Origin of the sequence: Halomonas sp. A29 (assembly GCF_046723295.1) — a bacterium.
Taxonomy (GTDB): domain Bacteria; phylum Pseudomonadota; class Gammaproteobacteria; order Pseudomonadales; family Halomonadaceae; genus Halomonas.
In genome coordinates this window covers 209,099-227,052 of the sequence record NZ_JAXQPR010000001.1, presented here as the reverse complement: position 1 = coordinate 227,052, position 17,954 = coordinate 209,099, and the positions used below count along the sequence as shown (strand labels likewise).

21 protein-coding genes are annotated in these 17,954 nt (G+C 63.1%); 14 read left to right on the top strand and 7 right to left on the bottom strand.

The features are described 5' to 3' along the window. Window positions 1-39: 39 nt before the first annotated feature. The 5 genes from SPH52_RS01065 to SPH52_RS01045 all read left to right on the top strand — a co-directional run bounded on the left by SPH52_RS01065 (window position 40) and on the right by SPH52_RS01045 (window position 4,687). Window positions 40-564, top strand: coding sequence for a TRAP transporter small permease subunit (locus SPH52_RS01065; protein WP_411793141.1), 525 nt, complete (start codon window positions 40-42; stop codon window positions 562-564). A 3-nt stretch (window positions 565-567) separates the two neighbouring features. Continuing rightward, entirely contained in the window at window positions 568-1,893 is a 1,326-nt protein-coding gene (locus tag SPH52_RS01060) for a TRAP transporter large permease (protein WP_411793140.1), read from the top strand. Between the two features lie 126 nt (window positions 1,894-2,019). Then, entirely contained in the window at window positions 2,020-3,510 is a 1,491-nt protein-coding gene (locus SPH52_RS01055) for a cache domain-containing protein (protein ID WP_411793139.1), read from the top strand. Then, the gene (locus tag SPH52_RS01050; RefSeq protein WP_411793138.1) at window positions 3,419-4,042 is read left to right on the top strand and encodes a response regulator; all 624 of its coding nucleotides are present in this window, start codon (window positions 3,419-3,421) and stop codon (window positions 4,040-4,042) included. Before SPH52_RS01055 ends, SPH52_RS01050 begins: the two co-directional genes overlap by 92 nt. Before the next feature lie 99 nt (window positions 4,043-4,141). Continuing rightward, a complete protein-coding gene (locus tag SPH52_RS01045; RefSeq protein WP_411793137.1) occupies window positions 4,142-4,687 on the top strand; it encodes an NADPH-dependent FMN reductase in 546 nt (181 codons plus the stop codon). A gap of 31 nt (window positions 4,688-4,718) precedes the next feature. Here the strand turns inward: SPH52_RS01045 and nfo are convergent, their stop codons facing one another. Continuing rightward, window positions 4,719-5,567, bottom strand: coding sequence for a deoxyribonuclease IV (gene nfo / locus SPH52_RS01040; protein ID WP_411793136.1), 849 nt, complete (start codon window positions 5,565-5,567; stop codon window positions 4,719-4,721). Window positions 5,568-5,689: 122 nt separating this feature from the next. On the opposite strand from nfo, the gene SPH52_RS01035 reads away from it, so the two are divergent. From SPH52_RS01035 to SPH52_RS01020, 4 genes are all read left to right on the top strand, one after another. After that, window positions 5,690-6,313: a LolA family protein gene (locus SPH52_RS01035; RefSeq protein WP_411793135.1), complete on the top strand. Its 624-nt coding sequence runs from the start codon at window positions 5,690-5,692 to the stop codon at window positions 6,311-6,313. Window positions 6,314-6,334: 21 nt separating this feature from the next. Further along, the gene (locus SPH52_RS01030; RefSeq protein ID WP_411793134.1) at window positions 6,335-6,820 is read left to right on the top strand and encodes an SRPBCC family protein; all 486 of its coding nucleotides are present in this window, start codon (window positions 6,335-6,337) and stop codon (window positions 6,818-6,820) included. A gap of 65 nt (window positions 6,821-6,885) precedes the next feature. Continuing rightward, window positions 6,886-7,923, top strand: coding sequence for a GGDEF domain-containing protein (locus tag SPH52_RS01025; RefSeq protein ID WP_411793133.1), 1,038 nt, complete (start codon window positions 6,886-6,888; stop codon window positions 7,921-7,923). Next, complete coding sequence (locus SPH52_RS01020) at window positions 7,916-9,442, top strand: PLP-dependent aminotransferase family protein (RefSeq protein ID WP_411793132.1); 1,527 nt, start codon at window positions 7,916-7,918, stop codon at window positions 9,440-9,442. The genes SPH52_RS01025 and SPH52_RS01020 overlap by 8 nt, the downstream gene beginning before the upstream one ends. Here the strand turns inward: SPH52_RS01020 and SPH52_RS01015 are convergent. From SPH52_RS01015 to SPH52_RS01005, 3 genes are read right to left on the bottom strand one after another with little or no spacing between them, the layout of a single operon-like run. Then, the gene (locus tag SPH52_RS01015; protein ID WP_411793131.1) at window positions 9,439-10,209 is read right to left on the bottom strand and encodes a GNAT family N-acetyltransferase; all 771 of its coding nucleotides are present in this window, start codon (window positions 10,207-10,209) and stop codon (window positions 9,439-9,441) included. The genes SPH52_RS01020 and SPH52_RS01015 overlap by 4 nt on opposite strands. Beyond that, a complete protein-coding gene (locus SPH52_RS01010) occupies window positions 10,206-10,817 on the bottom strand; it encodes an FMN-binding negative transcriptional regulator (protein WP_411793130.1) in 612 nt (203 codons plus the stop codon). The genes SPH52_RS01015 and SPH52_RS01010 overlap by 4 nt, the downstream gene beginning before the upstream one ends. Before the next feature lie 12 nt (window positions 10,818-10,829). Then, window positions 10,830-11,294 (bottom strand): N-acetyltransferase family protein, encoded by a 465-nt coding sequence (locus SPH52_RS01005; RefSeq protein ID WP_411793129.1) that lies wholly within the window; start codon window positions 11,292-11,294, stop codon window positions 10,830-10,832. Between the two features lie 159 nt (window positions 11,295-11,453). On the opposite strand from SPH52_RS01005, the gene SPH52_RS01000 reads away from it, so the two are divergent. Beyond that, on the top strand, window positions 11,454-12,950 hold the full coding sequence (locus SPH52_RS01000) for an AlkA N-terminal domain-containing protein (RefSeq protein WP_411793128.1): 1,497 nt from the start codon (window positions 11,454-11,456) through the stop codon (window positions 12,948-12,950). Next, on the top strand, window positions 12,934-13,461 hold the full coding sequence (gene ogt / locus SPH52_RS00995; RefSeq protein ID WP_411793127.1) for a methylated-DNA--[protein]-cysteine S-methyltransferase: 528 nt from the start codon (window positions 12,934-12,936) through the stop codon (window positions 13,459-13,461). Before SPH52_RS01000 ends, ogt begins: the two co-directional genes overlap by 17 nt. Before the next feature lie 14 nt (window positions 13,462-13,475). Here the strand turns inward: ogt and SPH52_RS00990 are convergent, their stop codons facing one another. After that, the gene (locus SPH52_RS00990) at window positions 13,476-13,967 is read right to left on the bottom strand and encodes a MarR family winged helix-turn-helix transcriptional regulator (protein ID WP_411793126.1); all 492 of its coding nucleotides are present in this window, start codon (window positions 13,965-13,967) and stop codon (window positions 13,476-13,478) included. 70 nt (window positions 13,968-14,037) lie between these two features. On the opposite strand from SPH52_RS00990, the gene SPH52_RS00985 reads away from it, so the two are divergent. Together SPH52_RS00985 and SPH52_RS00980 are read left to right on the top strand one after the other, a co-directional pair. Beyond that, window positions 14,038-14,973 carry a DMT family transporter gene (locus SPH52_RS00985; protein WP_411793125.1) on the top strand — a complete coding sequence of 312 codons (936 nt, stop codon included), beginning with the start codon at window positions 14,038-14,040 and terminating at the stop codon, window positions 14,971-14,973. 15 nt (window positions 14,974-14,988) lie between these two features. Then, window positions 14,989-15,630: an NAD(P)H-dependent oxidoreductase gene (locus SPH52_RS00980; RefSeq protein ID WP_411793124.1), complete on the top strand. Its 642-nt coding sequence runs from the start codon at window positions 14,989-14,991 to the stop codon at window positions 15,628-15,630. A 6-nt stretch (window positions 15,631-15,636) separates the two neighbouring features. Here the strand turns inward: SPH52_RS00980 and SPH52_RS00975 are convergent, their stop codons facing one another. Together SPH52_RS00975 and SPH52_RS00970 are read right to left on the bottom strand one after the other, a co-directional pair. Next, window positions 15,637-15,948, bottom strand: a complete 312-nt coding sequence (locus tag SPH52_RS00975; protein WP_411793123.1) for a cupin — start codon at window positions 15,946-15,948, stop codon at window positions 15,637-15,639. A 175-nt stretch (window positions 15,949-16,123) separates the two neighbouring features. Next, window positions 16,124-16,762, bottom strand: a complete 639-nt coding sequence (locus SPH52_RS00970) for an FMN-dependent NADH-azoreductase (RefSeq protein WP_411793122.1) — start codon at window positions 16,760-16,762, stop codon at window positions 16,124-16,126. Between the two features lie 258 nt (window positions 16,763-17,020). Here SPH52_RS00970 and SPH52_RS00965 point away from each other — a divergent pair, with 258 nt between their 5' ends. Continuing rightward, window positions 17,021-17,890, top strand: coding sequence for a LysR family transcriptional regulator (locus SPH52_RS00965; RefSeq protein WP_411793121.1), 870 nt, complete (start codon window positions 17,021-17,023; stop codon window positions 17,888-17,890). The last annotated feature ends 64 nt before the right edge of the window (window positions 17,891-17,954 follow it).

The window sequence follows — 17,954 nt, the reverse complement described above, 5'->3', positions numbered from 1 at the left end:
AGACGTCCACCGGGGGCCAGCCCGGAGGAGGGAGATTGCATGCTGCGTTTCTGCACCTCGCTCGAGCGCCTGCTCGAGCGTATCACCGGCTTTGCCGGCTTCATCGGTTGCGTGGCCATGATCGTCATGGTCGCGCTGATCTTCGGCAATATGCTGAGTCGCTATGCCTTCGGCCTGGGCGCGGTGTGGGCCCAGGAGCTGGAGTGGTACCTGCTGTCGGTCATGGCGATGATGGGCATCGCCTATGCCATGAAGTTCGACGACCACGTCCGCGTGGATATCCTTTCGAGCCGCTTCAGCCCCGTTGGCATGATGTGGTTGAACCTCATTACCGCGCTCCTGGTGGCGCTGCCGTGCGCGCTGCTCATCATCCATTACAGCTTGCCCTTCGCCGAGACCTCGTTCATCCGCGGTGAGCGCTCGCCCAATTCGTCCGGTCTTCCCTGGCGCTGGATCCCCAAGGCCCTGGTGGTGGTCGGCTTCGTCTTCGTGGCGACCGAGTCGCTGCGCCAGGTGCTGGAGAACGGCCGGCGCCTCGTTCAACACTACGCTGGGAGAGCCTGACCCATGCCCTTGGAATATTATGCGCTGGCCATGATCGTGGCCTTCTTCGTGCTGGTGATGACGGGGATTCCGGTCGGCTTCGTGGTGGCCTTCGTCGGCTTCGTGTTTGGCTTCATCGGCTTTGACGGCTGGCTGTTCGAGCTGCTGCCCTCGCGGATCTACGGGGTCGTTGCCAACTACACCCTGCTGGCCATACCGCTGTTCGTGTTCATGGGCGTGATGCTGGAGCGCTCGAAGATCGCCGAGCGCATGCTCGACGTGATTGGCCACCTGTGCGGCGGCTTGCCGGGCGGGATGGCCCTGGCGGTGATCATCGTGGGTGTATTGCTGGGGGCGGCGACGGGCATCGTCGGTGCGGCCATCGTCACACTGACCTTGATGGCGTTGCCTACCCTGGTACGCCGCGGTTACAAGAAGACGGTGGCTTGCGGCACCATCTGTGCCGCCGGCACCCTGGGGCAGATCATCCCGCCCAGCCTGGTGCTGCTGGTGCTGGCCGATATCATGAACCTCTCCGTCGGCAGCTTGTTCGCCGCGGCCCTGGTGCCCGGCCTGCTGCTGGCCGGCATGTACCTGGCCTATCTGCTCGTACTGGCCTTCTTCTTTTCCGCCGACGTGCCCGCCATCGACGAGCAGGAGCGTGCCGCCGTCAGCAAGCTGGAGCTGGGCAAGGACTTCGTCAAGGTCGTGGTGCCGCCGCTGCTGCTGATCTTCGCCGTGCTCGGCTCGATCATCGGTGGCGTGGCCGCGCCCACGGAGGCGGCTTCGGTGGGGGCCGTGGGCGCCTTGCTGTTGACGATCGTGTCCGGTCGCATGTCGCTCCCGGTACTCTCCGAAACCGTGAAGACCTCGCTGCGCATCAGCTGCATGATCTTCTTCGTGCTGATCGCCTCGCAGGTGTTTGCCCTGGCCTTCAGGGGCCTGGACGGCGAGTTCCTGATCGAAGCGATGTTCGAGTGGGTGCCGGGCGGCATGTACGGCACGCTGATCTTCATGCTGCTGCTGATCTTCTTCCTGGGCTTCTTCCTCGAGTGGATTCAGATCTCCTACATTGCCGTGCCGCTGTTCCTGCCCTTCCTGGCGAGCCAGGGCGACATGTCCATGGTCTGGGTAGCGATCCTCATCGCCATGAACCTGCAGACCTCGTTCCTGACGCCACCCTTCGGCTGGTCGTTGCTGTTCATGAAGGGGGTGGCACCGCCGGGGATCACCACGGGCGACATCTACAAGGGGGCCGTGCCTTTCGTGCTGATCCAGATACTCGCCCTGGCGCTGATCATCGTCTTCCCCGATGTGGTGCTGTGGTTACCCCGAGTGGTAGGATGGTGAGTCGCAAATAGCACTGCCCGAGTTCGAAATCAGGCCCTGCCAATTCTTGTGCATATTGAGGTTGGTGGGGCCTGTGGCTCGACAATAACTGTAGCTCAACAATAATAAGTAAACAGGTATACGCCAGTGTTCACGTTCAGAACCAAACTGACACTGCTTACCTTGCTCCCTCTGTTGGTTCTCATTGCTGGCGTGACGTTCTTTGCCATCCATCAGAGTGCGCGGTTGAGTGGGGTGCAGTCGGAGATCCTCAAGGACGGATTACTGGAAGCCAAGAAGGCCGAACTGAAGAATTACATGGAACTCGCCTATACGGCGATCCGTGACATCTACGAAGATCCTTCCCTAACCCGAGACGTGGCGCAACGCCGCGTGGCGGAGGCTTTCCATCGCATGGAATACGGCTCCGATGGCTACTTCTTCGTCTATGACTACGACGGCCTGAGCATCGTCCATCCGCGGCTCAGCCACCTGGTGGGACAGAACCTGTGGAACTTCCGCGATGAGGACGGCAAGTTGCTGATCCAGAACCTCGTCCAGCGCGCCCAGGAGGGCGGGGGCTATACCGAATATCGCTGGGACAAGCCTTCCGGCGGGGAGTCGGTACTCAAGCTGGGTTATTCCCTCGGCCTGGATGAGTGGGGCTGGATGGTGGGCACCGGGCTGTATCTGGATGACATCGAGCAGGTCGTCAGCCAGATGGAACGGCACATGGTGGAGAATGCGCGCAAGACCATCCTGCTGATGGCTTTCTTCACCGCTTCCAGCCTGCTGGTCATCGCCGTGATCGGCCTTGCGGTCAATCTGAGCGAGGCGCGGGTGGCGAATCGCAAGCTGGTCAAGATGGCGCAGAAGACCTTCAGCTTCCTGGAGAAGGAGCGGCGGCGCATCTCCCGCGAGCTGCACGACGGCATCAACCAACTGCTGGTGTCGGCGCGTTTCAAGCTGGAGCGTATCGACGATGCGCTGGGCCGCGGCGACCATCTGGATGCCTACTCTTCCCTGGCAGCGGCCGATCGCATCCTCGAGACGGGCATCCAGGATCTCAGGCGGCTCGCCTATGATCTGCGCCCCAGCGTACTCGACGACCTGGGGCTGGTGGCGGCCCTGGAGAGCCTCTGTTCGGATCTGGTGGAGCGCAAGCCGCTCCAGCTGCACTTCGAGTCGAACATCGACAGCCGTCAGTGCCAGCCGGTGCTGGCCACGGCGCTCTATCGCATCACCCAGGAGAGCCTGCACAACATCGAGAAGCATGCCGACGGAGCCCGCCAGGTGAAGGTAAGGGTGCTGCGACGACGGAGTTGGGTGTACCTGGAGATCGCGGACGATGGCGCAGGCTTCACCTGGCATGCCGATCGTCGCCATGAGCAGGACGGAACCGGCATGGGGTTGCGCAACATTCAGGATCGCGTCGACCTGCTGGGTGGGCGTCTGACGATCGAGACGGCGCCCGGCAGGGGGGTGCGCATCAAGCTGAAAGTGCCGTTTCAGCGTGTTTCCAGCAACACAAGCGGAGAGAGAGTCGATGGAAGGGTCTATACGCGTACTTTTGGCGGACGACCATCCGCTGGTGCTGGAGGGGCTGCGCTACCGACTGGAAGCTCAGCAGGGCGTTGACCTCATCGGGGTGGCCAGCTCAGGCCAGGAGTTGCTGAAACTCGCCCAGGAGTTGCAGCCAGACGTAGTCGTCACGGACATCACCATGCCCGGCCTGTCTGGCCTCGAAGCCTGCAAAATTCTGCAGGAGACCTGTCCGAACATCCGGGTGCTGGTGCTGACCATGCATGACAACGAGGAGTACATCCGGCGTGCGGTGGCCTGCGGGGCCGCTGGCTATCTGCTCAAGGATGCGTCGGCGGAGCAGATGGTCTTTGCCTTGCGTGAAGTGGCAGCCGGACGCAGCCACTTCGGCTCCAGCGTCTCGCGGGTCCTGCTCGAGGAGAAGGAAGGGCGATTGACCCAGCGCGAAACCGATATCCTGAAGCTGATGTTCGAAGGCATGAGCAGCCGCGACATCGGCGAAGCGCTAGCCATCAGTGCCCGCACGGTGGAGTCGCATCGCAGCAATATCTATCGCAAGCTCAACACCAACTCCTTGGCGGGCCTATTTCGCTATGCGATGCGGCATGGCCTGGTCGAGTTGGAATAGTTCCGCTCTATCGAAACCATTGATACGTTGGTCTTTGACCTCAACTTTGCTTGAGGTCGTATCGTTCATCGCATCTTCATCCAGCCAGGAGAACCAGCAATGAACGATGCGATCAAGGTGGCCGTAATCTACGGCAGCGTGAGGGAAGGGCGCTTCGGCGACACCGTGGGGCAGTGGGTCGTGACCCAGATCCAACGCCGGGAGGCTTTCTCGCCGGTGGTGGTCGACCCCGCTGCCGAGCCGACAGAGTCCTTCGCCAAGCGCCTCGACGAGGCGGATGCCTTCATCGTGATCACGCCCGAATACAACCACTCTTACCCCGCCGCACTCAAGGTGCTGGTCGACGCCTACAAGGCGGAGTGGCAGGCCAAGCCCGTGGCCTTCGTCTCCTACGGCGGTGCTTCGGGTGGGCTGCGTGCGGTGGAGCACCTGCGCCATGTCTTCGCCGAGCTGCATGCGGTGGGTATCCGCGACGGCGTGATGTTTCCCAACGCCTGGGAGCAGTTCGACGAACACGGGCAACCGTTGCAAGCCCAGCGCTATGAGCGCGGCATGCAGACCGTACTGGCGCGGCTCGCCTGGTGGGCCGAGACCCTGCGCCGGGGCCGGGCGGAACGCGACTATGCCCAGGCGGTCATGCTGTGATTGAGTGAGGCCGCCTGGCCGCTGTGATGACTCAATCGTGGGCGATTTGGGCGCGCAGCCAGGCAATCTCCTCGGCCCAGATCTCGGGCTCGATGGTTTCGAGCACCAGCGGGATTTCGTCGATGCGTGGGTCGCGCATGATGGTGGTGAAGGCATCGAGGCCGATGTTGCCCTGGCCCAGGCTGTGGTGGCGGTCGACGCGGCTGGCGTATTCGCTCTTGGCATCGTTGAGGTGCATGCCGCGCAGGTACTCGAAGCCGACTACCTTACCGAACTCGTCGAGGGTGGCAGCGCACGCCTCGGGGGTGCGCAGGTCGTAGCCGGCAGCGAAGGCGTGGCAGGTATCGATGCATACCCCAACCCGCGACTTGTCGTCGACCTGCTCGATGATCTCGGCCAGGTGCTCGAAGCGCCAGCCCAGGTTGGTGCCCTGGCCGGCGGTGTTCTCGATCACCGCGACGACGCCACGGGTCTCGGCCAAAGCGTGGTTGATCGAGTCGGCGATGCGGGTCAGGCACTCGCTCTCGCTGATCTTGTTCAAGTGGCTGCCGGGGTGGAAGTTGAGCAGGGTCAGCCCGAGCTGCTCGCAGCGCTGCATCTCGTCGAGGAAGGCGGCGCGCGACTTCTCGAGCCCTGCGTTGTCCGGATGGCCCAAGTTGATCAGGTAGCTGTCGTGGGGAAGGATCTGCCCGGGGCCAAAGCCGTGCTCCCGACAGGCGGCGCGGAAGGCCTCGATGGTGGCATCGTCGAGGGGCTTGGCCCGCCACTGGCGCTGGTTCTTGGTGAACAGGGCAAAGGCGTTGGCGCCGATCTCGACGGCGCGCAGTACGGCCTGGTCGGGCCCGCCGGCGGCACTGACATGGGCTCCGAGGTATTTCATCTGGCCTCTCCATGGGTTGGGCGTCGCCAATACGATAGCACGCACATCATCTCTCCATCTTGCCCCCTCGCCACTCGCCTTGGTCCTGCTAGGCTCAAGGGAGGGAGTCGAGGAGAGGCTACATGTTGCTACTCGTGCTGGTGGCGATGAGCGCCCCCATCGAGGAAGACCCGGTCGCAGCGGCGCTGGCGCGTATCGATGCGCTGCAGGGCTATCGCCTGACGCTGCGCAGCCAGGGCAGTGGCGGAGAAGAAATCATCCGCTACAGCTATCAGCAGCCGGGTTACGTACGCATGGATATGGAAATCCCCTATCGTGGAGCGGTGCTGATCTATCGCCCCGATACAGGCAAGGTCCAGCTGTGGCCATTCGGCGGTCCTGGCAGTCGGCCGGGTCTCTCCCTTCGCCCCACCAACCGCATGGTACGCAGCTCGCGTGGGCATCGTGTGGACCAGTCGGACGTGGGCACGCTGCTGCGTAACGTGCAGCGGTTACAGCAACACGGCAATGCACGCTTGCTCGGTGCGACGACGATCAATGAGCACCCGGTGCTGCATGTGGTGGTGGAGGCCGAGCCGGGGCGGGCGGTGCACGAGGTGGCGCGCTACGATCTATGGCTCGACGAGGAAACGCTGTTCCCGCTGCGGGTGATCAGCTATGACCGGCGTGGCGAGCGCCTGGAAAGCGTGCACCTGGAAGATGTGTCCCTCGACCCGGCCTTTCCCCGTGGGCATTTCTCGCCCTGACGTGCATGGTGAGTAGCGCCCATGGCAAGCTTCGACTTCGATACCACCTGGCACATCAAAGCTCCGATCGGCGAGGTGTTCGACGCGTTGGCCGATTCGATGCATTGGCCCGACTGGTGGCCTGGGCTGGTCGACGTGCAGTCGCTCGAGGCTGGGGATGACCAGGGAATCGGGCGCACCCAGCGTTTCGTCTGGAAGAGCCGATTGGGCTATCGTCTGCGCTTCGATATCCGCATTACTCGCGTCCATGTCCCATGTTTGATCGAAGGGGTAGCGAGCGGTGATGTGGCCGGAATTGGCAAATGGCAACTGCACGAAGGGAGTACCGGCACTCGAATCCGCTATACCTGGCGGGTACATACGGTGCGGCCCTGGTTGAGCCTGCTCTCACGCGTGGCTCGCCCATTGGTGCTGTGGAATCATCGTGCCATGATGCGGACAGGTGCCAAGGGGCTAGCGCAGCACTTGAGGTGTGTTCCGGCGCCTTGTCGGCGTACCGAGGACTGAATGTGGATTGAGTAAGGGTTCGCGCAACATTGGTAGTCCATTGAGCCAAACGGTATTCTTCCTTCATGACCCATAACCGCCGTAAAAAGACCATGAAGGGCACGCGCAATAGCATCGACGATCAGCGATTGTCCGGGGAAACGCATGGTTGCGGCTCTCATACTGACCCTTGCGAGAAAGTTCGTTGTGAGCTCGAGGAGGTACGCGAGGAAATCGCTCATCTCAGGCGCACCCTGCATCGTATTCAGCAAATTGCCCGGTTGGGTTACTGGAAGGCCAGTCTCAAGGAGAATGAGCTGTTCTGGTCCGATGTGATCTACGACATTTTCGGCGTCGCCCCCGAGACCTTCACCCCCAGTATTCGGGCTTTCAAAGCCATGGTGCATCCCGAAGACCTGGAAAGTGTCGAAGCCGGCATGTGGCGCGCCCAGGAAACCGGCAGCCACGACGTGGAGCATCGCATCGTGCGCCCCGATGGCGAGGTGCGCTGGGTGCATGAGCTGGCCGACTACGCGCCCGAGGGTGACGAGCAGATCCTGATCGGCACGGTGCGCGACATCACCGAGCAGAAGAGACTGGAACTGCGATTGCGCCAGCTTTCGCGCACCGACGAACTCACCGCATTGTTCAACCGGCGCTATTTCATGCAGCGGCTGGTGCAGGAGCTGGCTCGCTATCGCCGTTATGACAGGCCGACATCGGTGGTGCTGTTCGACTTCGATTACTTCAAGCGTATCAATGATACCCATGGCCACCCCGCCGGTGACCAGGTGTTGATGAGCGTCGGCAAGCTACTGCGCGAAAAGCTGCGCACGAACGACATTCCTGCACGGCTCGGCGGAGAAGAGTTTGCCCTCCTGCTGCCCGAAACTGCGCTAGAGGAAGCCGTCGGCGTGGCGGAAAAGGTGCGCCAACTGGTGCTGGAGCAGACGTTTACCTCGGAGGAGGGGCACAGCTTCAGTACCTCGATTACCTGTGGTGTATCGTCATTCCACGGACCTGAAGAGACGGTGGAGGCCATCCTTCATCGTGCCGACCAGAATCTCTACCAGGGCAAGCGAGCTGGTCGCAATCGGGTCGTGGCGGATGAACGGAATGGCTGAAGGCGCGTCGTCACGAGGCGCGGCTATTCTGGAACGAGCCGACTGGCTGACCGATGCATTGGGCCTGGTGCTGGGCGAGCCGTCGAATCAGCCATTGAGCGCTTGTCTTTATCACGCCCTGCGCGAGTGGATTCAGTCGGGGCGACTGGCCAATGGCCAACGGCTGCCCTCCACCCGGCAGCTGGCGCAAGAACTGGGCCTGGGGCGCAATACGCTGCTGGCTGCCTTCGACCAACTGCTTGCTGAAGGCTTTCTGGTGACCCGCCACGGGGCAGGCACCTTCGTTGCTGACCTGCCGTTCGAGCACGCGGCGTCGGTTGTTGCCGCATCGAGCCCTCCGGCGAGGGCGGATACCGATTCGTCGCGACTCTCTTCGCGTGGCATGGCACTGCTGGCCTTTTGCCATGCCCGACAGGAGCGTCATTCCGCTTTCGTTCCCGGTGTTCCCGCGCTGGATCGCTTCCCCCACGCTCAATGGCAACGAATATTGCGTCGTCACCAGCAGCGCATGCCGACGGACTGGCTTGCCTACCAGGCCCGGGGCGGGGTGCCGGAGCTGCGCGAGGCACTGGCCGATTACCTGCAGCTTTCCCGTTCGGTGCGCTGCCGCCCCGAGCAGATTCTCATCGTTCAGGGGGCTCAGCAGGGCTTCGAACTGATCGTGCGGTTGTTGAGCGACAGCGGCGATCAGGTGTGGCTGGAGGAGCCGGGTTACCAGGGCGCCCAGGCCTGCTTTGCGGCAGCCGGGCTCGACATGACGCCGGTGCCCGTGGATGACGAGGGCATGTGCATCGATGCCCTGAACGATCCGGGGCATCCGCGGTTGATCTATGTGACGCCATCGCACCAGTACCCCAGCGGTGTGACCATGAGCCTGGCCAGGCGGTTGGCGCTGCTGGAAGCCGCCGAGCGGCACGGCGCCTGGATCGTGGAGGACGACTACGACAGCGAATTCCGCTACGGCCATCGGCCCATCGCGGCCCTGCAGGGGCTGGTGGACGATTCGCGGGTGATCTACGTCGGCACTTTCAGCAAGGTCATGTACCCCGGCCTTCGCTTGGGCTACCTGGTGTTGCCCGAGCCTTTGGTCGAACCGTTTCGCCAGGCCAATGCCCGGCTCCATCGCGAGGGGCAGTACGCCGTGCAGTCCGCCCTGGCCGAGTTCATTGTACGCGGCCATTTTTCGCGCCATATTCGTCACATGCGTGACTGCTATCGTCGGCGTCAGGCCCTGCTGCGCAAGGCGCTGGCACCGGCCGTGGCGCATGGTCTCCGGCTGTCCGAAGGGCAGGCCGGCATGCATCTCGTTGCCTGGCTCGGCGATGCCGAGCATGAGCGGAGCCTGGTCGAGCGGGCCCGGACCGAGGGCATCTCACTGTCGCCATTGTCGAGCTATTATCTCGCTGCCCCCCGACGCCCCGGCCTGGTGTTGGGCTATGCCGGCACTGCCGAGGCCGAAGTCGAGCGGGCCGGAGAGTGGCTGGCTCGAGCATGGCTGAAACTGGTGGGCAATACCTAGCCTGACATCAGTTCTGCCATCAACTCTGACAGCGAGCACCGCTGTTTTCCCTCTGCGTCGAAGTTCTCCGGCGCTAGCCAGCGCTCCAGGCGTGCCTCGGCGGCAGGCCATTCGCTGTCGAGCAGGGAAAACCAGGCGGTGTCGCGGTTGTGCCCGTTTGTCACCCGGTGCTGGCGGAAGATTCCCTCGAAACGAAAGCCCAGACGTTCGGCGGCGCGTCGCGAGGCGGCGTTGAGCGCATCGCACTTCCACTCGTAACGTCGATAGCCGAGCTCGAAGGCGTAGCGCATCATCAGCAGCATGGCTTCGGTGGCCGCCGGCGTACGCCGTAGTGCGGGCGTGAAGTGGATATGGCCAACCTCGATGCTGCCGTGCTCCGGCTCGATGTTGAGATAGCTGGCGACACCCAGCGCCCGACCGAGTGCCTGCTCCTCAGTCGTCACGACGATGGCATAGAACAGCGGGTCGTGGCTTTCCGACCTGGCCCCCAGCCAGGCGCGGTACTGCTCGGCATCGGTAAACGGCATGCCGCCGGAGTAGGTCCAGCGCGCTTCGGGGGCGTCGTGCGCCCCTTCACCGGGCGCCAGAAAAGCGGCATACAGCGAAGCGCCATGACGCTCCAGTGCCAACGGCTCGAGGCGGACCCTGTGCCCCTGTAGCGCAATGCGCCCGGGGTGGCGTGCCGGCTGCCAATCGGGCAGGGCGGCGCCGACCGGTTGGCCAAAATCGTTGCGGTTCACGTCATGGCTCTCGTCGGCCAGGGTCATGAAGTGCTCTCCTCTTCGGTCAGTTGCTGCATGTAGCGCCATAGCTGGCGCGCCTGTGGGTCGCGGCTCCCGGCCAGCGCTGCCTCGACACCAGCCTGGTCGGCCTCGGAGCGCTGGCGGCCGAGCTTGGCCTTGCCCGTGAGCGTCTCGATGGGCAGGCGAAAGCCGACCACGCCGGCCTGCATCTTCTCCAGGTAGCCCTGCTCACGGGACAGCGAATCGAGCAGGGCGGGTTCAAAATGCGCCAGGCTGCGATCGAGCAGGGCTCGCGTGGCCTCGCGATCCAGTAGTTCGAGGACGCCCGTGGCGTGCACGGCCAGGTAGTTCCAGGTCGGCACGGCGGGTTGGCTGGCGTACCAGGTCGGCGAGATATAAGCATGTGGGCCGCTGAAGACCGCCAGCGCCCGGCTGCCATCGAGCGAGCGCCAGTGCGGGTTGGCCCGGGCGAAATGGCCGTAGAGCATACCCAGCTCGCCTTCGCTGCGCTCCAGCAGCAGGGGAAGATGGGTGGCCTGCAGGTCGGTACCGACCAGGGCGGCGAAGCCGTGGCGCTCGATCAATTCCCAGGCCTGATTGCGCCCGAGCTGCATCGATGGGGGAACGTACATGACGCCTCCGGGTCAGCCTTGGTCCGCTTGCGTGTCGAACAGCAGGCCGTAGTGATAGAAGGTGGTGTCGCGCTGCCAGCCGAGCGATTCGTAGAGCGCCTGGGCGGTGTGGTTGGCCATTTCCGTGGCAAGCTTGAGGTGGCCGACACCATTGGCCTGGGCCAGCTCCCTGGCGGCCAGCATCAGGGCTCGGCCGACACCGCTGCGGCGTGCCTGCGGCGAGACGAACAGGTCGTTGAGCAGCCACAGCGGTGCCAAGCGCACAGTCGAGAGCAATGGATAGAGCTGAACGAAGCCCTGCAACTCCCCCAGCGCTCCTTCATGTACCAGGATATGAGAGTCGCCGCGCTCCAGGCGCGCCTGCAGGAAGCGTCTGGCGCCATCGAGGTCCGGTGCCTGACGATAGAACTGCCGGTAGCCGTCGAGCAGCTCGCTGAGCGGGTCGAGATCGGCTTGGGTGGCGTGGCGTATGGACATCGGTGCTCCCTCGTTTATTCAGCGTCCGTTGTGTCAGTTTGGCGTTTGACTGGCTCCTTGCTAAGAGCCATTTCAAGGAAGTTTTGAAGAGCCACTTTTCGTTGACGTTCAGGTCCGAAAACCGCCAGACATCGGCTGTACCCAGGCTAGAATGGAGCCATGAACCTCTCGACCGATATCTGCTATCAAGCCCTGCTGGCACGCGATGCTCGCTATGACGGACGCTTCTTCACCTGCGTGACCAGCACCGGTATCTACTGCCGTCCGATTTGTCCGGCGCAGACGCCGATGCTTGCGAACTGTCGTTTCGTCGCCTCTGCGGCGGCGGCGCAGGAAGCGGGTTTCCGACCGTGCCTGCGCTGCCGGCCGGAAAGTGCGCCGGAGTCGCCCGCCTGGGCCGGAACTTCGGCCACGGTCAAGCGGGCGCTGCGCTTGATCGACGAGGGCGCGCTGGACGAAGTCGGATTGGAAGCGCTGTGTGACCGATTGGGCGTGGGCTCGCGCCAGCTGCGGCGGCTGTTCCAGCGTCACCTGGGGGCCTCTCCGCTAGCCGTGGCCCAGACCCGGCGTCTACTGCTGGCCAAGCAGTTGCTGCATGAGACCGAGCTGCCACTCGCCGATGTCGCGCTGGCGAGCGGTTTCGGCAGCGTGCGCCGCTTCAACGAAGTGTTCCTGCACCTCTATGGCCGTGCGCCGGGCACCCTGCGCGGTCGCCGCGCCGAGCATTCCCAAGCGGCTGCGCTGACGCTTCGACTGCCTTACCGGCCACCCTATGACTGGCAGGCGATGCTGGCTTTCCTGGCCCGGCGGATCATCCCGGGGCTCGAGTGCATCGACGAGGAGCGCTATCAGCGGGTCTTTCGGGTCGGCGAGACGATCGGCAGCGTAAGCGTGACGCATGCTCCTGGCGATAACGCGCTGCAGGCGTCGATCCGGCTGCCCGAGCTTTCAGCCTTGCCCAATGTCATCGCCCGCTTGCGGCGACTCTTCGACCTGCAGGCCGATCCCGAGGCGATACGCCGGGGGCTGGGTCGCGACCCGGCACTGGCCCCACTGGTAGAAAGTCGCCCGGGTCTGCGTGTGCCGGGCGGATGGGATCCCTTCGAGGTGGCCGTGCGGGCGATCCTCGGCCAGCAGGTCAGCGTCGATGCGGCTACAGGGCTGGCCGGGCGCCTGGTCGAACGGCTAGGCGAAAATATGATGGATCAAGCTGAAACCGGACTGAATCGGCTGTTTCCTTCGCCCGACCGCTTCACCTTCGACGAGATCAAGGCGCTCGGCATGCCCAGCGCACGGGCCACTGCGCTGGTGCGGCTGGCAGCCACCTACCGCGAGCAACCGCAGTTGTTCGACCGGCGCCAGGACCTTGACGAAACCGTGGCTCATCTATGTGCCCTGCCCGGCATCGGCGAGTGGACGGCGCACTACATTGCCATGCGCGGACTGCAGGAGAGTGATGCTTTTTTGCCTTCGGACGTGGCGTTGCAGCGGGTATTGGCAGAACAGGGCCAGCGCCCAACGCCACGTGAGCTGCTGGCACGCGCAGAGGCCTGGCGACCGTGGCGGGCTTACGCCGTGATACACCTGTGGCATGCCGATGGGGCCACCACGCGTGTCAATTCACAACAGGAGAGAGGCGATGCGACTCTGGTTTGATCGACTGCCGTCCCCCGTGGGAGAGCTGCGCCTGGTCGGCGATGACCAGGGGGCACTGCGCGCGCTGGAATTCGACAGCCATGACGAGCGGCTACACCGCCTGCTGGCGCGCCATTATCGCCACTACGAGCTTTTCGAGGGCACGGCCCCTGAATCCATCCGCCAGGCGCTGGAGGCTTATTTTACCGGCGACCCTTCCCACCTCGATTCGGTGCCGGTGGCTACCGGCGGCACCGAGTTCCAGCGCCTGGTGTGGCAGGCGCTGCGCCTGATCCCGGCCGGTACCACGATCAGCTATGGTGAGCTGGCCATGCGAATCGGGCGGCCCGGTGCCTGCCGTGCCGTGGGCCTGGCCAACGGCGCCAACCCGGTGGCCATCGTGGTACCGTGCCATCGCGTGATCGGTGCCAACGGCACCCTGACCGGCTATGGCGGCGGGCTGCCGCGCAAACGCTGGCTGGTGGAGCATGAGCGGGGGCTGGTTCAGGGAGAGCTGTTCACGCTCGCGTAGCGGCCTGCGCTTGCTCAGGTCTCATCGACCAAGCCTTCCAGCAGCTTGCTCAATAGCTCGCCTAATGCCTGTTGTTCCTCGCGGCTGAGAGCGGAAAGCATTCTGGCCTCGTTCGCCACGTGGCGAGGCACGACTCGGTTCATCAGGGCCAAGCCTTCCTCGGTCAGCGATACCAGCGTGCCGCGCCGATCCTCGGGATTCGGCGAGCGCACGATCAGGCCCGCCTTCTCCAGACGATCCAGCCGACTGGTCATACCTCCCGACGAGACCATCAGCGTCTCGAACAGCTGCGTCGGCCCCAGACGGTAGGGGGGGCCGGAGCGGCGCAGCGTGGCCAGAACGTCGAACTCTCCCAATTGCAGGCCGTACTCCTTGAAAAAAGCCTGTAGACGCTCCTGGATGAGCAGTTGGGTCGTCTTCATATATCCCACCACTTCCATCGGCAGCAGGTCGAGTTCGGGCATTTCCCGTTGCCATTGGGCAATGGCTTGCTTGACACGATTCATAGGCGCGTTTATCTTTCCATCAAGATACTTTATGTCGAGAATCTTTTGCCGTGCTGAACAGGAGCCGATCATGACCAACTCAACGACACCAAGCAACCGCGCCGGCTGGTATGCCCTGGGTTGCCTGCTGCTGGTTGGCAGCCTGTTGGCTCTCTCGCTGGTCGTGGCCAAGCTCGCCGACAATGCCGGTGCACCACGCTTGAGCTTTCTGATGGTGGCGGTGGCCGGCGCCGGCGTGCTGCTACTGGCACTTGCGGCTCTGCAGCGCCAGCCCATGGTGCTCAACCGGCGCACTCTTGAATACGCATTTGTCTCGGGCGTGCTGTTCGCCTTGCCCAATGCGCTGGTCTTCCTGGCGGTACGCCACGTGGGTGCCGGGTTCGTCTCACTCAGCTTTGCCTTTCCGATACTGGTGACCTGGATACTGGCGGTGGGGCTGGGTATGGAGCGCGTCAATGCCCTGCGGTTGTTGGGTGTCATGCTAGGGCTGGCTGGCGGGGTGCTGCTGGCATGGGCCAAGGCAGGCGGTATGCAGGGCGCCCAGGGCTGGGCCGCGCTGGTCCTGGCGATTCCTCTGATTCTGGCACTGGGTAATGTCTACCGTACCCTGCGCTGGCCCGGCGAGGCAGGGGCGGTCTACCTGGCCGCGCTGATGCTGCTGGTTGGCGCATTGACGCTCGTCCCCTTCGTGCTGGCGTTCGAGATACGGCAGGTGCCGCAGCTGCTCGGTTGGGAAGTGGTACAGCTGTTGCTGGCGGAAGCCATGGTCTTCACCGTGCTCTATGTCTTCTACTTCGTGCTGCAGAAGATTGCCGGCCCCGTCTACCTCAGCCAGATCGGCATGGTGGCTGCCCTGGTCGGCACGCTGATCGCCGTCTTGCTGCTGGGCGAGGCGGTACCGCCCTACCTGGGCCTGGCGGGAGGACTGGTAGTCCTCGGCGCGGTCCTGTTCCACCGTGGCGCCTCGCGCCGCACCACGGCTCCGCTTGCCACGGCGGAACCCTAGACCGAGGAGAAATCCATGTCCCTTATGGAAGCCCTGCACTGGCGCTACGCCACCAAGCGCATGAATGGAAGAAAAGTGCCTCAAGATACGCTCGATACCATCCTCGAGGCAGCGAGCCTGGCGCCGTCGTCCTACGGCCTTCAGCCCTACAGCGTGCTGGTGGTGGAAGACCCGGCACTTCGTGAGCGAATCCGGCGCGACGCGTGCGACCAGCCCCAGGTCAGCGAATGCTCCCATCTCTTGGTCTTCGCCACCTGGGACGAGGTGGATGGTCGGCATGTGGATGAGTTGATCGCGCTGACTGCCGCGGCTCGCGGTCTCGACCCCAAGGAGTTGGAAGGGTATCGGCAGTCACTCCATGCGGCCGTTGCCGGTCTTTCCTCGCCGGAGGTACGGCACCAATGGGCGGCGCGACAGGCCTATATCGCCCTGGGCACGGCCTTGACCGCCGCGGCAGCGCAGCGAGTCGACGCCTCACCGATGGAGGGCTTTGACCCGCCGGCACTGGATGCCCTGCTGGGCCTCGAGGCGCAGGGCCTGCGCAGCGTGGTGCTGTTGGCGCTTGGCTATCGCGATACCGAGCAGGACCGCCTGGCTGGGCAAGCCAAGGTGCGTTGGCCCAGGGAACGGTTCGTATTGGAGTGGGAAGGGGCCTGATGGCCCCTAGACGCTGCCTTCCTTCTCGATAACCAGCACCCGAGCCTCGCCAACCGGGCTGGCGACATGTTCGGTGCCCACCGAGGCAAAGAAGATGTCGCCCACCTCCAGCAGCCGGGAATATACGACGCCCTCGCTGCGATAACGCATCTCCACCTGGCCATCGAGCACCACGAAGACCTCCTCTCCGTCATTGACGTGCCAGCGGTAGGGCTGATCGGTCCAATGCAGGCGAGTGGTGGTACCGTTCATGTTGGCGATGTCCTTGGCTCCCCAGGCGCGCTCGGCGGTGAAGTCCCGGCTGCGGGTAATTTCCATGCTCTGTCATCCTTCTCGAAATGGGCTCCCGAGCGACCGCCCAGGCTTCATGCACGAGTAGAGGATATTCTCTCGTGCCAGTACAAAGAGCATTATGCTGAACGCTGGAATCCTTGCGCTACACCCTTCTCAATGCCATTTCGTGATAAGTCAGAGCCGTGGCCTCACTGGTGGGCTATGCAAGGTGCCGTGCGATCTGCGCAGCCTGTAGGCAGGCCTGTTGACGAGCACCGCTATCGACCTCGCTGCCGAAAAGTGTCTTTTCCACGATCACTGATTCGACATCCGTGATGCCGACGAACTTCAGCCACATCTCGAAATAGGTTTTCTGGTAGTCGAATGCTTGCGACGGAGTAAAGGAGTCGCTCTCGTAGCTGAGTCCCCTGGCATAAACGACGACGGCCTTCTTGCCAGCGAGCAGGCCGCTGAATCCGGACTCGGGATCGAAGGAGAAAAGGATGTCCTTTTGCGATATCAGGTCGATGAAGTGTTTAAGTTTATATGGAATGCCGAAATTCCACAGCGGTACCGAGAAGAGCAGGAGGTCGGCCTCGTGCAGATGGGCAGCAAGCTCACGCAGGCGATCCCAGGCCTGCTGCTGGCTTTCCGTCAGGGGCGTTCCCGCTAGCCCGGCGTATTTCGCCGTCATGGCGTTGTCATCAAACTCGGGTAGCACCATGTCCCACAGGTCAAGATGCTTTACCTGAGTATGCGGCGCGTAGTCACGGTAATGGGATATGAAGCCTCGTGCGACCTCCAGCGATGCAGAGCGCTGCTTGCGGGGGGAAGATGAGATATGCAGGAGAATTGTCATGATACAAAAACCTCGTTGATTGTTGTCCTTATATGCCAGCACCTCCGGGCAAAAAATATAAATCAAATAGTGTGATGGTATTTATAATGAACTGAGATGATACTTTTTTATTAACTCTGCTACTCTGGGTAAGTGGGTGGGGCAAGAGCAGCCGGGGGCGGCTTTGAGGGCAGAGCAATCATCAGGTGGCGTGTCATGACATGCTACCGAGTGATACATAAAAAATGAAAGCCATATTCATCATGGAAAGATATGCATATGCTCGATTTGCTTCTCCTGAGGAGTTTCGTTGCCGTCATCGATGAAGGTAGCTTCACTCGCGCTGCCAGCCGCCTGCACCTGACCCAGCCGGCCATCAGTGGGCATCTGCGCCGCCTGGAGGCCCAGGTTGGCAAGCCTCTCCTTCGTCGTACTACACGCGCCTTCGAAATCACACCCGATGGAGAGTGCCTGGCGGCCTACGCCAGGGCCATTCTGGCACTCAATCGCGATGCCATGACCCAGCTCTCCCGCTCCTCCTACCAAGGCAACGTTCGCCTGGGAGTTGCGGAGGATTGCGTCAACGCCTCACTGATGCGAGCGCTCAGGGAGTTCGTTGAGGACAACCCTCAGGTCGAGCTTGGCGTACGGGTTGGTATTCCCGGCGACATGGTCGTCGCCATGAAGCGTGGCGATGTGGACATGGTCCTGGGTGCCCAGTGCGGGTCCCAGGAACCAGGCCGCCTCTTGTGGCAGGAACCCCTGGTCTGGGCCTGGTCCGAGCGCTGCCCTGTGCGTTTGCCTTCTCCACTGCCTCTGGCCCTGTTCCCGGAAGCCTGTCCCTATCGTGAAGCGGCCCTGACCCAGCTTGCGCTGGCCGGCGTGCCCCAGCGCATGGCAATGCTGTGTACGAGTGGAGCCAGCTTGCGCGCCGCAGTGGAAGGAGGGTTTGCGTTGGCGCCGATGCCGGCCAGTCAACTTGGGCCAGGGCTGGTTGCCCTGGCGGACGATCATGGCCTGCCGCCGCTACCGGAAGCCGAGTTCATGTTGATGGCCAATCCCACGGGAGACCAGGCCGTGCTCTCGGCGCTGGCCGATCGGATCGTCGAGCACCTTTGTCCCTCGCCGCCGATAGCGGAGCCGGCTTAGCTCTGCAGGGCTGACAAATAACAACAGGCATGATCCACATCTTGTGTCCTCTTCATGGAGGGGA

Coding starts and splice junctions, on each gene's coding strand:
- SPH52_RS01035 (WP_411793135.1), top strand. CDS start 5,690: ATGTTGCTACTCGTGCTGGTGGCGATGAGCGCCCCCATCGAGGAAGAC.
- SPH52_RS00990 (WP_411793126.1), bottom strand. CDS start 13,967: ATGAATCGTGTCAAGCAAGCCATTGCCCAATGGCAACGGGAAATGCCC.
- SPH52_RS01030 (WP_411793134.1), top strand. CDS start 6,335: ATGGCAAGCTTCGACTTCGATACCACCTGGCACATCAAAGCTCCGATC.
- SPH52_RS01010 (WP_411793130.1), bottom strand. CDS start 10,817: ATGTACGTTCCCCCATCGATGCAGCTCGGGCGCAATCAGGCCTGGGAA.
- SPH52_RS01005 (WP_411793129.1), bottom strand. CDS start 11,294: ATGTCCATACGCCACGCCACCCAAGCCGATCTCGACCCGCTCAGCGAG.
- SPH52_RS00985 (WP_411793125.1), top strand. CDS start 14,038: ATGACCAACTCAACGACACCAAGCAACCGCGCCGGCTGGTATGCCCTG.
- SPH52_RS01015 (WP_411793131.1), bottom strand. CDS start 10,209: ATGACCCTGGCCGACGAGAGCCATGACGTGAACCGCAACGATTTTGGC.
- SPH52_RS01045 (WP_411793137.1), top strand. CDS start 4,142: ATGAACGATGCGATCAAGGTGGCCGTAATCTACGGCAGCGTGAGGGAA.
- SPH52_RS01050 (WP_411793138.1), top strand. CDS start 3,419: ATGGAAGGGTCTATACGCGTACTTTTGGCGGACGACCATCCGCTGGTG.
- SPH52_RS00980 (WP_411793124.1), top strand. CDS start 14,989: ATGTCCCTTATGGAAGCCCTGCACTGGCGCTACGCCACCAAGCGCATG.
- SPH52_RS01060 (WP_411793140.1), top strand. CDS start 568: ATGCCCTTGGAATATTATGCGCTGGCCATGATCGTGGCCTTCTTCGTG.
- ogt (WP_411793127.1), top strand. CDS start 12,934: ATGCGACTCTGGTTTGATCGACTGCCGTCCCCCGTGGGAGAGCTGCGC.
- nfo (WP_411793136.1), bottom strand. CDS start 5,567: ATGAAATACCTCGGAGCCCATGTCAGTGCCGCCGGCGGGCCCGACCAG.
- SPH52_RS00975 (WP_411793123.1), bottom strand. CDS start 15,948: ATGGAAATTACCCGCAGCCGGGACTTCACCGCCGAGCGCGCCTGGGGA.
- SPH52_RS01065 (WP_411793141.1), top strand. CDS start 40: ATGCTGCGTTTCTGCACCTCGCTCGAGCGCCTGCTCGAGCGTATCACC.
- SPH52_RS00970 (WP_411793122.1), bottom strand. CDS start 16,762: ATGACAATTCTCCTGCATATCTCATCTTCCCCCCGCAAGCAGCGCTCT.
- SPH52_RS00965 (WP_411793121.1), top strand. CDS start 17,021: ATGCTCGATTTGCTTCTCCTGAGGAGTTTCGTTGCCGTCATCGATGAA.
- SPH52_RS01000 (WP_411793128.1), top strand. CDS start 11,454: ATGAACCTCTCGACCGATATCTGCTATCAAGCCCTGCTGGCACGCGAT.
- SPH52_RS01025 (WP_411793133.1), top strand. CDS start 6,886: ATGACCCATAACCGCCGTAAAAAGACCATGAAGGGCACGCGCAATAGC.
- SPH52_RS01020 (WP_411793132.1), top strand. CDS start 7,916: ATGGCTGAAGGCGCGTCGTCACGAGGCGCGGCTATTCTGGAACGAGCC.